The sequence below is a fragment of the Frankia umida genome (assembly GCF_023242945.1).
Classification (GTDB): domain Bacteria; phylum Actinomycetota; class Actinomycetes; order Frankiales; family Frankiaceae; genus Frankia; species Frankia umida.
Genome location: NZ_JALKFT010000017.1, coordinates 99,922 through 113,699, shown reverse-complemented (window position 1 = coordinate 113,699; position 13,778 = coordinate 99,922). Strand labels below are relative to the sequence as shown.

Genomic DNA, 13,778 nt, shown 5'->3' with positions numbered 1-13,778 from the left:
ACCGCGCGAACCCGACCGGGCCCGCCGCGCGGCGGTGCGGCCCAGCCCCGTCCGCCCGATCAGTCCTGCGGGGTGCCCGCCTGGGCGTCGAGAACACCGGCGGCGAGCAGGACGAGCAGCAGCACCCCCAGCCCGACCCGGTAGGCGACGAACGGCGCGAAGCTCCGCGAGGAGATGTAGCGCAGGAACCAGGCGATCGCCGCGTACCCGGTGGTGAACGCCACACCGGTGGCCAGCAGCGTGGGTCCCCACGACAGCTCCGCGACACCCGCCACCGACGACGCCGACTGCGTGGCCGCCGAGGCCGACGGGGTGTCGCCCGCGTCCTCGTCGCCCGAACCGATCAGATGCCGCAGCTCGAACAGGCCCGAGGCCAGCACCGCGGGCATCGCGAGCAGGAACGAGTAGCGGGCCGCGGCCTCCCGGGTGTAGCCGAGCAGCAGGCCGCCGCTGATCGTCGCCCCCGATCGGGACACCCCCGGGATCAGGGCCGCGGCCTGCGCGAAACCGAAAAGCACCCCGTCGCGCACCGACAGGTCCTCCAGGGTTCGCCGGGGCCGGGGCAGCGCGTGGCGACCCCTGCGCCGGCCGGAGGCGGCGTAACGATCGGCGCCGCCGAGCACGAGGCCGAGCAGGATCAGGCTCATCGCGGTCAGGCGCAGGTCCCGAAACGGCCCCTCGATGGCGTCCTGGAAGGTCAGGCCGAGCACACCGATCGGGATCGTGCCGAGCAGCACCAGCCAGCCGATGCGCGCGTCCGGGTCGTGGCGCGCCTCCCGGTCCCGGATCGACCGGGCCGACGCCCGCAGAATCCGGGCGATGTCCCGGCGAAAGTAGAGCAGCACGGCGGCTTCGGTGCCGATCTGGGTGATGGCGGTGAACGCCGCACCCGGATCGTCCCAGCCCGCCGCCGCGGCGGTGATCCGCAGATGGGCGCTGGAGGAGACCGGAAGGAACTCGGTCAGCCCCTGGACCAGCCCCAGCATCGTGGCCTGCGGATAGTTCACCGCGCCACCCGCCGTCGATCCCTCGTCGGCCCACCACGCCCAACCCGGTACCCACCCCATATCCGCACGGCTCTCACGCTAACGTCCGTGCACGGCGGGCCTGGCGCGACCCCGGCGCCATCCGGCCGGCGACCGTCGGCTACGGTCGGCCGGCCTCCCGCGCCCTGGCGCCGCCCGGCGTCGACCGGGTGCGGTCGGTGAGATGGCTCGCCGCCGCGACCGCGAGCGCCACCGGCCACTCGACCAGTTCGACCGCGACCAGAGCGCCAAGCCCCAGGTAGTACGCCACCCGCCCCGGCGTCGGCACGCCCAGCGGCCCCACCCGCAGCCGCGCCGGCGGCTGCGGAACCGCCACCTCCAGATGGGCCGTCACGAACGGCATCCGCACTGTCATCTCACGCCGGCGCACCAGCCCGGACGCGCCTCCCCCACCCGCACCCACCTGACCCGCCGGGCCCGTTCCGACCACCCGATCCGACCTGGTGGACGGCACTCCGCGGGTGGTGGCGGTGGCGCCGCGTCCCCCCGTACCGCCACGGGCTGGTGTGCGTCCACCCTCCGCCTGGCGCACCGCGGCCGTAGACCGCCCCGAGGCGACCCGCACCCCGACCGCCCGCGACGTGCTGGTCCGAGGCGCACTGACACGGGACATGCTGGTCCGAGGAGTGCTGGTACGGGACGCGCTGGTCCGAGGGGCACTGGTCCGGGACGCGCTGGTCCGAGGGGCGCTGGTCCGAGGAGTGCTGGTACGGGACGCGCTGGTCCGAGGGGCACTGGTCCGAGGGGCACTGGTCCGAGGAGTGCTGGTACGGGACGCGCTGGTCCGAGGGGCACTGGTACGGGAGGCGCCGCTGGTGCGGGGGGCCGCAGGACCAGGGGCCGGTGCCGGCCGGCTCGGCGCGGGACCAGCCGACGCCGGAGGTGATGCCGACGCGGCCCGTGACGGCGTGGGCCCGGACGGCGTGGGCCCGTCCTGGTCCGGGGACATGAACAGCGGGCTGACGGAGACACCGGTGATCGGGCCGCCGCCACGCAGGACGACATACCCCGGGCCGACGCCGTTGTGCGAGCTCATGCCTGCCATGGAGCCGTACCTCCCCCGCCGGACGATCCCCCCGCCGACAGCCGTCGACATTACGGATCGCATCGATGGGAGCACAGCCTGACAGCAGACCGCCCACCCTGCCACCGCACCACCCACCCACCACCACCTCCACCAGCACACCACCGCCGACGCATCGCCCCACCACGGGCGGCATGTGCGCGGATCGGCCGGGAGATGCGCGGGTCGGCCGGGAGGAGGTGCGGGTCGGCCGGGAGGAGGTGCGCGGGTCAGAGCAGGGCGAAGCCGGTGGCCAGGAGGCGCAGGGCCTCGTCGAGAATGATGACCAGGTCGGCGTCGTCGGTACGCAGCCACTGCTCGTAGGCGGTCACGGCGACACCCAGATGCGCGGCGGCCACCGACTGCGGGATGAGGGCGCTCTCGGGCTGGCCTATCCGCCCGGCGACGAACTCGGCGACCACGTCGCGCCAGCTGGCGAAGCGCAGCGTCGAGTGGGCCTGCAAGGTGGGGGTGCGCAGGATCAGGGCCATCCGCCGGCGCAGCCAGACACCCTCGGCCGGCGGGTAGGTGTTGAACTCCAGGATCGCGTGACGCAGGACGTCCAGCGCGGGCGCGTCCGGTGCCGCCTCGGCCAGGGCCGTGCGCATCACGACCAGGTGCGCGTCGAAGTTGCCCCAGGCGAGGTCGTTCTTGGACGCGAAGTAGCGGAAGAACGTGCGCCGGCCGATACCGGCCTCGCGGGCGATGTCGTCCACCGTCGTCTCGTCGAAACCGCGCTCGGTGAACAGGTGCAGCGCGAGGCGTTCGAGTTCGGCCGCGTTCGTCGCCGGACGTCGGCCGGTACGCCGGCCTTCTCCGCGCGGCGGTGCCACCGGGGCGACCACGGGCTCACCACCCCTCCGTCTGTGCCCACCGTACGTCGGCTGCCAGCCCTGCCGGGAGGCAGGCGGTGGCCGCGTCCCGGACTCTGGCGGGCTGCCCGCGCGACAGCCCTGCCCGTGATGTTCCCATGCCCGCGGGGCGTCTGCCGCCACCCGGGTGCGCTGTTGCTCTCACCAGGCCACCATCATCGGACGGGCCAGCCGGACGGGCATCCGCCACCCCGGATCGCGCCCCGCCAGCCGTGGTCAGAGCAGCCCTGATCAGACCAGCCGTGATCAGGCCAACCGTGATCGTCCCCAGGATATGAGAACATGGTCCCATACCTCGGGACATCTGGATCGCGAGATCGTCGAGGCGACGTGTCATCGCGGCGACATCCTCGCCGCGCAGTCGCAGAGTGGGAGCCACCGTCAGTCACATGAGCATCGTCAGCCCCGCCGCCGTGAGCGCCGCCGCCACCAGCCCCACGGCCACCAGCTCCACAGTCACCGGTCCCACGGTCGCCGCGCCCGTCGCGCTCGCCGCGCGGGCCAGTCGGCTGCGCACCTCCCCCGTGCGTGACCTGCTCGCGCTCACCGCCGACCCGGAGCTGATCTCGTTCGCCGGCGGCCTGCCCGCCCCCGAGCTGTTCGACGCCGAGGGGCTGCGCCGGTCCTACGCCGAGGTGCTCGTCGAACGGCCCCGGGAGGTGCTGCAGTACTCGACGAGCGAGGGTGACCCGGCGCTGCGTGCCGTGCTCGCCGACCGGCTGACCCGGCGGGGCCTCGGGACCGAGGCAGACGATCTGGTGATCACCTCCGGTTCACAGCAGGCGCTGGCGCTGCTCACCGCCGCGCTGCTCGATCCCGGTGACACGGTGGTGGTCGAGGAACCGACCTATCTGGCCGCGTTGCAGGCCTTCGATCTCGCGGGCGCCCGGGTCGTCGCGGTCCCCACCGACGACGACGGGGTGCGGCCCGACGACCTCGAGAAGATCGTCGGTCAGCACCGGCCGCGGCTGCTCTACCTGGTGCCCAACTTCCAGAACCCCACGGGACGCACGATGTCCGCCGCGCGCCGGCACGCCGTCGCCGAGATCGCGGCCCGGCGCGGAATGTGGATCATCGAGGACGATCCATACGGTGAGCTGCGCCTTTCCGGTCAGCCGCAGCCGTGGATCGCGGGCCTGGCCGCGGCAGGCGATCGCACGGTGCTGCTCGGCAGTCTGTCCAAGACCATGGCCCCGGGTATGCGGCTGGGCTGGCTGCGGGCACCGGCGGCGCTACGACGGGCCTGTGTGATCGCCAAGCAGGCCACGGACCTGCACACGTCCACCGTCGACCAGGCGGCGGCCGCGCGTTACCTCACCACCGCGGACCCGGACGCGCGGATCGCGCTCATGTGTGCCGCCTACCGCGAGCGGCTCGACGCGTTGCTGGCCGGGCTGCCCGCGGCACTGCCCGCCGGCAGCCACTGGAACCGGCCCGCGGGCGGGATGTTCGTCTGGGTGCGCCTGCCCGCCGGTCTGGACGCCACCGCCCTGCTGCCGGCGGCCCTGGCCCAGCGGGTCGCCTATGTGCCGGGCGCGGCCTTCTATCCCGGTGCCGCCGACCCGCGCACGCTGCGGCTGTCGTTCACCACGCACTCCCCGCGGCGCGTCGCCGAGGGCCTCGACCGGCTCGGCGCCGCCTTCGCCGGCGCCACCGGACGAGCCACCGGGCGGGGCTGACCAAAAGGGCCGACTTTCCTGACCTCTCCGGGATGGGGAACCTTTACCGAAACGGGCCGTTTGACAGGGTCGGCACCGGGGATATCCCTCCTCGATCAGCCCGGCGAACTGGAAAGCGGCACTCCTGGCCGCCGCCGGCCCCGCCTGTACCTATGGAGGTTCCCGTGCTCTGGTTCATCATCAGCTTCATTGTTCTCGGTCTTCTCGCCGGCGCTGTCGCCCGCCTTCTCGTCCCCGGTCGTGACCCGATGGGAATTCCGGCCACGATCGGCCTTGGAATCGTCGGTTCCTTCATCGGTGGTTTTCTTGGCTACATCCTGTTCGGTCATGACCTCAGCGAGGGCGCCTTCCAGCCGTCGGGCTTCATCGGCTCCGTGCTCGGCGCGATCGCGGCTCTGCTGATCTACCGGGCCGTCGCCGGTCGTCGCCTGGTCCGCCACTGACCGACGGGCGCGGTCTCGCGGCGGCGGGCCAGCCCACCGCATCCGGGCCGGTGGCCACCCGCCGCCCCCACCACCAGCGCCACCAGCACCAGCGACGTCTCGCCACACCACGCCACCCGTGCCACGCTGTCACCGAGGAACCGTCCGCCTACCCGGCGTGATGATCGGTGTCAGGTGGCGCGGGTGGCGGCGTACGTGGGTCGGCGCGGCGGGATGGTGGGACGGAGGTCGCAGGTGGTCGAGCAGGGTGCCACACAGCCGGGCGACCCGTTCGAACCGACCGAACCCGCCCGGGCGCGGTTCACCGGCTCCCCGCGCCCCGGTGACGACGGCGACAGCGACCTGCGTCCGCTCCTCGACCGCCCCGGCGACCCCGACGCCCCCTCGCCGGGCCCCGCCATCAGCCAGCACGACCAGGCCCATCCCGACGGTGCCGCCAGCCCACCCGGTGCCGCCAGCCCACCCGGTGCCGCCAGGCAACCCGGTGCCGCCAGCCCACCCGGTGCCGCCAGCCCTGGCCGTCCGGGTGTGGGGGAAGCCGCGGGCACCGCTGGGGGGGCGCAGGCACCGGCGGTTCCCACGCCCCGGTCCAGAAGCACCCCGCGGGGCTGGCCGGCCCGGGGCGCACCCCGCGACCCACTGCGGCTGCCGCGCCGGGTCACCGGGCGCACCGGCGCCGAACCCACCCTCCTGGAAGCACCCAGAGTGCCTCCCTCGCTACGCGAGTGCGCCGGCTGCGCACGTCCGGTCGCCCAACCGGAAGGATCGGGGGCGGCCGCCCTCGAAGGTGCCTGCGGAGAATGCGGCCATCGCTATTCGTTCACCGTGAAACTTCGCCCCGGCGAACGGGTCGGCCGTTACACCGTGCATGGCGTCATCGCTCATGGCGGACTCGGCTGGGTGTATGCCGCCACCGACGACAATCTCGGCGGCGACGGTGTGCAGGCCTGGGTGGTCCTCAAAGGACTGCTGGACGCGGCGAACTCGGAGGCGCGGCGCGTCGCCGAGGGAGAACGACGCATTCTCACCACCGTCTCCCATCCGAGCATCGTGAAAATTCTCGACTACGTCGCGCACGCCGGCGAGGACTACATCGTCATGGAGTACGTGCCTGGCATCTCGCTCGCCGCCATGGCCGATGCCGCCCACGCGGAGCAGGCCCGGGCGGGCCTGGGCACGCAGCCAGGTGCGTACCCGGGTACGGGTGCGGCGGGGCGGCCGGTGGTGGCGGACGTGCTGCGCTATCTGCTGCGGGTGCTGCCGGCCCTCGGGCATCTGCACCGGATGGGGCTCGTCTACTGCGACTTCAAGCCGGACAACGTGATGATCACCGCGTCCGGGGTGAAGCTGATCGATCTGGGTGGTGCCCGCCGGCTCGACGACCGGGTCTCCGGGTACCTGTCCACTCCGGGTTACCGCGCACCGGAGCTCGACGACGACGGGGAACGTCCCGCGGGCATCATCCGGTGCGCTCCCACGATCACCACCGATGTCTTCGCGGTCGCGCGCACCCTGGCCCGGCTCGTCCTTGGCCGGTTCGCCGGTTTCGTCGACGCCTACCGGCACACGATGCCGCCCCGCCGGGCCCACCAGCCGCTGCGCCAGTTCGAGTCGCTGGACCGGTTGCTGCGCCGGGCCACCGCGACCGATCCCGACCGGCGGTTCCAGAGCGTCACCGAACTGGCGGACGAGCTGGTCGGTGTCCTCTACGAGATCGTCGCCCGCACCGAGGGACCCGTCCCACCGCTGGCCAGCAGGTGGTTCGACGCCGCCGGCCATCCCACCGGCGAGGCGGGACCGGGGCTCGCACCGGCCGCCTTCGAGGTGCTGCCGGATCTGCGGGTCGACCCGGACGACCCGCACGCGCCGGCGCTGGCCGCCGGTCCCGACGAGGAGCCCGCGGCGCACGCCGCCCGGCTCGCGGCGATCGTCCCGGTGACCACCGAGGTCCGGTTGTGCCTGGCCCGCGCCACCATCCGCGCCGGGGCGTTGGCGCAGACCGCCCGCGTGCTGGACGAGGCCGCCCGGGTCGCCCCGCTGGAGTGGCGGGTCGACTGGTACCGCGGTGTCGCCGCCCTCGTCGGCGGCCAGCCCGAACGGGCCGTGGCCGCGTTCGACCTGGTCTTCTCGCAGGTACCGGGCGAGCTCGCCCCCCGCCTCGCCCTCGCGATGGCCCAGGCCCAGGTCGCCGAACGGGCCGCCGCCGTCGACGGACCCGAACCCACCGGACGAGACGCGCTCACCCCCCGGGCGACCGGTGACCTTCGGACGGCCGGTGACCCCCGGACGGCCGGCGCCTCCCAGGCGGACGCGGCCCGGCTGCGCGCCGCCGACCTGTTCGACATCGTGTCCGCCATCGACCCGGGCGTGACCAGCGCGGCGTTCGGGCTGGCCCGCTGCCGCACCGACCCCCAGGGACGCCTCGACGCCTACCTGCGGGTGCCGCGGTCGTCGTTCGCCTACACGGCGTCCCGGGTGCGGATGATCGAGGTGCTGGTGGCCCAGGCCGCCGCGGACGACACGCCGGGAGCCGGCCAGGCGGCGCTGACCCGGGCCGCGACGATGCTCACCGACCCGCTGCTCGACCTCGGGGAACGGCGCCGCGCCGAGCTGTGCCGCGACCTCTACCTCGGCGCCCTGGACCTGCTCGCCGCCGGCCTGATCGGCGGCGACAACGGTGGACGCGGACCTGGCGGCGGGCGGGCCGACCCACCGCTGCTGCTGGGAGGTCCGATGACCGAACGGGAACTGCGGTTCGGGTTGGAACGCACCTACCGGGAGATGGCCCGGCTCACCTCCGACCGGGCCGGCCGCGTCCGGCTGGTGGACCAGGCCAACCGCGCCCGCCCCCGCACCCTGCGCTGATCCGCCGCTCAGCGCGCGGCGGCGCCGAGACCGCCCAGGGGCGGCTGCCCGGCGACCCGCAGGCCCGGGCGCAGCCATTCGTCGTAGAGCCGGGACCACGTCCCGTCCACCATGATGGAGCGCAGGACACCGTTGACGAAGGAGACGAACAGGTCGTCGTCGGCGGAGTCCCCGGTGATCGGCATCGCGATGCCGTAGGGCTCGTCGAGTCCCCCGTCGGCGGCGAAGGCGGGGCCGAACGCCTCCGGGCCGAGCACCGTGGTGTAGGGATCCTGGGCGGCGAGGCCGGCCAGCAGCACGTCGTCGCCGACGATGGCGTCGACGTCGCCGTACTGCAGGGCGACCAGGCAGTCGGCGAGGCGGGGCAGCGTCACCACCTTCGGGGCCTGCGCCGGTGGGCGGCGGGTGAGCTTCTCCCCCGCGGTGCTGCCCGCCGACGTGCACACCGGACGGCCGGCGAGGGCCGCCAGACCCGTGATGCCGGAGTCCTGGCGCACCAGCAACCGCAGCGTGGCCTCGTAGTAGACGCTGGAGAAACGCACCTGCCGTTTGCGTTCGCAGGTGATGGTCATCGTCGCGACCAGCATGTCGACCATGTTCGAGCGCAGCAGATCCTCCCGGTCGGTGGTGGTCACCGCCCGGAACTGGATGTGGCTGTCCACGTCGGTCGGCCCGAAGACCGCCGCGGCGACGGCCCGGGCGATCCCCACGTCGAAGCCCTCCAGCCGCAGCGTGCGCCAGTTCATCAGCCCTGCCGGCGGCGCGTCGGTCACGATCCCGATCCGCAGGTAGCCGCGATCGTGCGCGATCGTGCGCAGCCGGCTGCCGGCCGGCATCCGACCTGGGGGTGGCAGCGGGGTCAGCGGCGGTTCGCTGGAACGCACGGGACGTCCGTCCGCCTGGCAGGTGCCATCCGGCCGCGTCGCACCCCCGTTCGCGCCCGCACCGCCGCCCGTGCCCGCACCAGCTCCGCCGCCCATGCCCGTATCGGCACCGGCGGCTGGGCCGGGGCCGCCCGGGTCGGGAGGCCCCATCTGTTCGTCCGGACCGGCCGGCGCGGGTGAGGCGGGTAGCGGTCCGGCCTCGATCGGCAGCGGGCGGCGGGCCGTGCCGCAGCCCGCCAGGCCCAGGAGCAGACCCAGCAGCAGCAGGACCGTCAGCGGCACCCGTCCGGCGGGCACCCGGGCACGGGCCGGCCGCCGCCGCGAGGTCTCGACGGACGGGGCGATCGGCGGGGCGTCGGACGGGGCGCTCACAGGAACTCCCGCAGGCGGGGCCACAGGCCGGCGACCGCGGCGATGATCGCGGCCAGGACCAGCGCCGGGCCGGCCAGCCGCAGTCCGCGCAGTTGCGCGCTGGCCCGGTGGACCTCGGTGTCGAACCGACCGCGGGCGGTGTCCACCGCCGTGTCGAGGCTGTCCAGCAGCCGGGTGAACGCGGCGGTGCCCGGGCCGAGCGTGCGGGTGACCGCCGCCCCGAACGCGTCGGACGAGCGAGGATCGCCCGCCGTCGGACCGGTGTCACCGGGGCCACGGGCGGCCGCGACCACCGAATCGGGCGACGACGCCAGCAGCCGCACCACCGACTCGTGGATGCGCAGCCAGGCCCGCAGGTTCTCCTCGAGGTCGGCAGGCAGGCCCGCGCCGGCGGGCGCGTCCAGGGCGACGACCAGGGACCCACGGCGGGTCACCGGTTCGGGCGGCAGCCGATCGCCGGACGGGTCGAAACCCAGTCCCCGGGCCACCCAGGCGAAGTGCTCGTCGAAACGCAGCCCGTTGCCCAGCGCCGCCAGCGACAGGTTCTCGTCGACCCGGGCCTCCAGCGCCAGCGCCTTCGACCGGGCCAGCAACGTCATCGGCCGGTAACCCACGTCACGGGCGGTGTCCAGCCTGGACTGCTGGCTACCGAACGCCACCGCCGTCCAGGTCACCGCCGCCAGGACCGCGCCGGTGGCGACCAGCAGCCCCGGGTTGACCAGCCGGTTGGTCCGCCGGACCAGCAGCACCTGGACGCCGACCAGTACCCCCAGGGCGACGGCGGCGGTCAGCACCACCGCCCACTCGCCGCGGGAGCCGGTCGCGTCCTGATAGCCCCGGTCCACCGCGGCGGCATACCGGGCGACCAGGATCTCGGTGGCGGGCAGGATCTCGGCGCGCATCATCGTGGACGCGGCCCGCAGGTTGGCCTCCCCGATGGACAGCCCGGCCCGGTTGTTCGCCCGCGCCCGCTCGACCATCCCGTTGTAGACCGGGATCTCCTGCGCCAGCAGATCCAACGGGCAGGACGTCGGACCCGCCGCGGCGCTCCCACCCACGGCCGTGCCCTCTCCCGCGATGGCCCGGCCGGACGAACCAGCACCACCGGACGCCCCAGAACCCGCCGACCCCGCCGACCCGGTCACGGAACCATCGGAGGTCACGGTGCCCGGGCCGGCCGGGTGCGGTGGGGCGGGTGGGGCGTCCGACCAGGGCGGTTCGAGCCCTCCGGACTGGCCGCCCGGACCCGCCCCGGGCGGGCCACCGCCATCGGTGCTCTGCCCGAGATCGGCACCGGGATCCACCGCCCCGGCCGCCAGCCGGTCACCGACGTCCTGCGGGCACAGTTTGGGGTCGAGGCGGCGAAGGTCCAGGACGCCCCGCGCCGAGGCGGCCACACTCGTCTCGAACGACACGTCCGACTTGACGGTGTCGTAGCGCTGCCGCTGCTGCGCGGCCGGGGCCGCCCGGTCGACGAGCAGTTCCACCGGTGCGAACACCTCGGCCGCCGCCGCCGCGTCCGCCTGGGACAGCGCCGCACGCAGGTCCTGGGCGGTGGCCAGCGCCCGGCCCTGCCGGGTGAGCAGATCGTCGGTGGCCGCCAGCCGGTGCGCGACCACGCCCCGCAGCGTGACGCCGAACAGGCCCAGCACGAGGACCAGCAGCGCGAGCAGCCCCACCAGGAGAACCTCGGCGTCACAGCGTCCGGCGGCCACCCGGGCCAGCCGCGCCAGACCCGCCGCGGACCGGCGCGGATCCAGACCCGGATGAAAGCGTCGTGGGACGAGGGGCGCCGCGCCGCGCGATCGCACCCTCGATCGCACCCGCGCGTCCGGACCGTGGTCCGGCGGCGACACCACACCCGTCACGCTTACCGAGCGTACGCATCAGGAGGCACTCTGGTTACCACGCGCGACCGTTCGGCCGTTACTGTCCTGCTCCGCGCCCCCGCCGGCGGATTCTCCGTACTGTCGCAGGGATGAGCACATCCGCGTCCGAGCATCCACCCCCGCGGCCGGCACAGCCGCCGGACGGGCCCCCGCCGCCACGGGTCGAACCGACGCCGACCGAGCCGCCGGCGGGGATCACCGACGGCCGGCTGGCGCGTCAGATCGCGTTCCTGGTAGAGATCGACAAGCTCAAGACGGTGCTGCGGCGCAGCAACCTGATCGACCTGTCCCGCAGGGAGAACGACGCCGAACACTCCTGGCATCTGGCGATGCTCGCCGTCGTGCTCGGCGAGTACGCGGCGGCGGACGTCGACCAGGCCCGGGTGCTGCGGATGCTGCTCGTCCACGACCTCGTGGAGATCTACGCCGGTGACACGTTCGTCTACGACGTCCAGGCGCTCGCCGAACAGGAACAGCGCGAACGTGCCGCCGCCGACCGGCTGTTCCCGCAGCTACCCGCCGACCAGGCCGGGCCGCTGCGGGCGCTGTGGGAGGAGTTCGAGCAGCGGCACACCGCCGAGGCCCGGTTCGCCCGTTCCCTCGACCGCGTCCAGCCGTTGCTGCTGAACTTCTACACCGCTGGGAGCACCTGGCGTCCGCACGGCGTGTGCCGCGCGGACGTTCTGGCCCACCGGGATGTGATCGAGCAGGGTTCCCCGGCGCTGTGGGGATACGTCCAGGCGATGCTGGACGACGCGGTGCGCCGCGGCTATCTGCTGCCCTGACCGGCCGCCAGCAGGCCCTCGAGGAACAGCACCGTGCGGGCGGCGACGCTGCGCCGACCCGGACCGACCAGGGGATCATGGCCGCCGGCGACGACGGCGAGTTCGGTGCGCGGCGCGGTCCTGGTGACCATGCGGACCAGCGGGAGCGGACTCACCTCGTCCGCGCCGCCGTGCAGCAGCAGGATCGGCAGGTCCGGCAGGGCCCGCGGCAGGGATTCGACGATGGGCTGCTCGGCCACCGCCGTGTGCAGCGAGGGCAGCCCGAGCAGCACCAGACCGTCCGGGCGGACCGCCGGTGAACCGACCATCGACAGCGCCTCCAACGCGCCGGTGTCGGCGCCCAGCAGCACGAACGGCACACCGGGCATCCGGGTCTCGACGACCGCGGGTATCCGCACGGCACCGTCGGTCACGACGACGAGCTGGTGACCGTCGAGGGCGAGCCGCTCGGTGAGCGCGTCGAAGTCGCGGGCGTTCTGGCCGCGGCCCGGCAGCGCCGCGAGCACGGAGCGGACCTCCCGGCGCACCACGGCGACGCCCCCGGACGGGGACCGCGCCGGACTGGGCCACACACCGGCGGGTCCGGTCTCCTCCACTCGGGGCACCCGCGGCCCAGGTGGGACGGGCGGCACGGGTGAGACAGACGGGACGGGTGGGACCGGCGGGACGGGTGTCTCAGGGGAGACGGGCAGCGCGGGTGGGACGGCCAGCACCAGGGGGACAGGGGGGAAGGCGATCGGGCCGCGGGCTCCCACGGGTGGGGCCTGGGTGATCGCCGGGGCGGGCAGCGTCGGATGCAGGGGCGACGTCATCGGCGCCTCCGTCTCTCTCGCAGGGGGCGGGTCGCCGGGCCACGGCGACCCGTCAGGTCAGGGACGCCGACGTGGCAGCCGCGGGACTCGGTGAGTCGTCACAGCAGGACCACGCTCAGCAGCATGCCCCCAGCGTAGGACGGCGCGCCGGCCATCCGAAAGGGGTAACGGCACGCGAGTGGGTCCGCTGACCGACAGTGCCTCAGGGTTGCCGGGAACGCCGGTCCACCCCATGGCGCGGACGACGACCCGTGGCCGCGGACGACGACGGCCCGCCCGGATGACCGGACGGGCCGATGCCACGGACATCCGTGGACGACGCCTGCGCTCAGGCGCCGAGGCCCTTGGCCTTCGCGTAGCGCGCGGAGACATCCGCCCAGTTGACGATGTTCCACAGCGCGGCCGCGTAGTCGACCTTGACGTTCTTGTACTGCAGGTACCAGGCGTGCTCCCAGGCGTCGAACACCAGCAGCGCCGGGTTGCCGATGCCCACGTTGCTCTGGTGGTCGTAGACCTGCTCGACGAGCAGCCGGTCGCCGGTCGGGTCGTAGGCGAGCACGCCCCAGCCCGAGCCCTGAACGGTCGTCGTCGCCGCGGTCAGCTGCGCCTTGAAGGCGTCGAACGAGCCGAAGTCGGTGGCAATGGCCTCGCCCAGCGCGCCGTCGGGCTTGTCGCCACCGTCCGGGGAGAGGTTCTCCCAGTAGATGGAGTGCAGAATGTGGCCCGAGAGGTTGAAGGCCAGTGTCTTCTCCAGGCCGACGATCGCCCCGAAGTCGCCCTTGTCCCGAGCCTCGGCGATCTTGTCAAGGGTGTCGTTGGCAGCCTTGACGTAGGTCGCGTGGTGCTTGTCGTGGTGCAGTTCGACGATCTGCCCGCTGATGGACGGTTCGAGTGCGCCGTAGTCGTACTTCAGGTCCGGCAGAGTGTACGTAGCCACCAGAGCACGGTCCTTTCCGTTCGCGAGGGATTCGACTGGGGCCCCTGTCCAGGGGCACCCGACGGTTCAGCTGGGGGGTTCGACGGCGCCGACGGCCGCCGCCCCGGACAAGCCGGCCGGACGGGACCGGA

At 73.9% G+C, this 13,778-nt stretch carries 12 protein-coding genes; 5 read left to right on the top strand and 7 right to left on the bottom strand.

The features are described 5' to 3' along the window. Positions 1 to 59: 59 nt before the first annotated feature. A complete protein-coding gene (locus tag MXD59_RS17175) occupies positions 60 to 1,007 on the bottom strand; it encodes an undecaprenyl-diphosphate phosphatase (protein ID WP_248825715.1) in 948 nt (315 codons plus the stop codon). Between the two features lie 139 nt (positions 1,008 to 1,146). After that, on the bottom strand, positions 1,147 to 1,389 hold the full coding sequence (locus tag MXD59_RS17170) for a hypothetical protein (protein WP_225438691.1): 243 nt from the start codon (positions 1,387 to 1,389) through the stop codon (positions 1,147 to 1,149). Positions 1,390 to 1,552: 163 nt separating this feature from the next. On the opposite strand from MXD59_RS17170, the gene MXD59_RS17165 reads away from it, so the two are divergent. Further along, positions 1,553 to 2,173 (top strand): hypothetical protein, encoded by a 621-nt coding sequence (locus MXD59_RS17165; protein WP_248825714.1) that lies wholly within the window; start codon positions 1,553 to 1,555, stop codon positions 2,171 to 2,173. Positions 2,174 to 2,339: 166 nt separating this feature from the next. Here MXD59_RS17165 and mftR read toward each other — a convergent pair whose 3' ends face one another. Continuing rightward, positions 2,340 to 2,954 carry a mycofactocin system transcriptional regulator MftR gene (gene mftR, locus MXD59_RS17160; RefSeq protein WP_248825713.1) on the bottom strand — a complete coding sequence of 205 codons (615 nt, stop codon included), beginning with the start codon at positions 2,952 to 2,954 and terminating at the stop codon, positions 2,340 to 2,342. Positions 2,955 to 3,370: 416 nt separating this feature from the next. On the opposite strand from mftR, the gene MXD59_RS17155 reads away from it, so the two are divergent. The 3 genes from MXD59_RS17155 (at position 3,371) to MXD59_RS17145 (ending at position 7,968) form a co-directional block, all read left to right on the top strand. After that, complete coding sequence (locus MXD59_RS17155; protein ID WP_248825712.1) at positions 3,371 to 4,660, top strand: aminotransferase-like domain-containing protein; 1,290 nt, start codon at positions 3,371 to 3,373, stop codon at positions 4,658 to 4,660. Between the two features lie 164 nt (positions 4,661 to 4,824). Then, positions 4,825 to 5,103, top strand: coding sequence for a GlsB/YeaQ/YmgE family stress response membrane protein (locus MXD59_RS17150; protein ID WP_175084689.1), 279 nt, complete (start codon positions 4,825 to 4,827; stop codon positions 5,101 to 5,103). A gap of 174 nt (positions 5,104 to 5,277) precedes the next feature. Beyond that, a complete protein-coding gene (locus MXD59_RS17145) occupies positions 5,278 to 7,968 on the top strand; it encodes a serine/threonine-protein kinase (protein WP_248825711.1) in 2,691 nt (896 codons plus the stop codon). Between the two features lie 8 nt (positions 7,969 to 7,976). Here the strand turns inward: MXD59_RS17145 and MXD59_RS17140 are convergent, their stop codons facing one another. After that, positions 7,977 to 9,224 (bottom strand): glutamate ABC transporter substrate-binding protein, encoded by a 1,248-nt coding sequence (locus MXD59_RS17140; protein ID WP_248825710.1) that lies wholly within the window; start codon positions 9,222 to 9,224, stop codon positions 7,977 to 7,979. Next, the gene (locus MXD59_RS17135) at positions 9,221 to 11,035 is read right to left on the bottom strand and encodes a GlnX family signal transduction membrane protein (protein WP_248825709.1); all 1,815 of its coding nucleotides are present in this window, start codon (positions 11,033 to 11,035) and stop codon (positions 9,221 to 9,223) included. The genes MXD59_RS17140 and MXD59_RS17135 overlap by 4 nt, the downstream gene beginning before the upstream one ends. Positions 11,036 to 11,202: 167 nt before the next feature. On the opposite strand from MXD59_RS17135, the gene MXD59_RS17130 reads away from it, so the two are divergent. Continuing rightward, entirely contained in the window at positions 11,203 to 11,898 is a 696-nt protein-coding gene (locus MXD59_RS17130) for an HD domain-containing protein (RefSeq protein ID WP_248825708.1), read from the top strand. Here MXD59_RS17130 and MXD59_RS17125 read toward each other — a convergent pair. Together MXD59_RS17125 and MXD59_RS17120 are read right to left on the bottom strand one after the other, a co-directional pair. Next, positions 11,883 to 12,710, bottom strand: coding sequence for an alpha/beta hydrolase (locus MXD59_RS17125; protein ID WP_248825707.1), 828 nt, complete (start codon positions 12,708 to 12,710; stop codon positions 11,883 to 11,885). The genes MXD59_RS17130 and MXD59_RS17125 overlap by 16 nt on opposite strands. Before the next feature lie 328 nt (positions 12,711 to 13,038). Then, on the bottom strand, positions 13,039 to 13,647 hold the full coding sequence (locus MXD59_RS17120; RefSeq protein WP_163549352.1) for a superoxide dismutase: 609 nt from the start codon (positions 13,645 to 13,647) through the stop codon (positions 13,039 to 13,041). Between the last annotated feature and the right edge of the window lie 131 nt (positions 13,648 to 13,778).

Bases quoted from the DNA above. Each gene is read 5' to 3' on its own strand.
- MXD59_RS17170 (WP_225438691.1), bottom strand. From the start codon at position 1,389: ATGCCGTTCGTGACGGCCCATCTGGAGGTGGCGGTTCCGCAGCCGCCG.
- MXD59_RS17155 (WP_248825712.1), top strand. From the start codon at position 3,371: ATGAGCATCGTCAGCCCCGCCGCCGTGAGCGCCGCCGCCACCAGCCCC.
- MXD59_RS17130 (WP_248825708.1), top strand. From the start codon at position 11,203: ATGAGCACATCCGCGTCCGAGCATCCACCCCCGCGGCCGGCACAGCCG.
- MXD59_RS17125 (WP_248825707.1), bottom strand. From the start codon at position 12,710: ATGACGTCGCCCCTGCATCCGACGCTGCCCGCCCCGGCGATCACCCAG.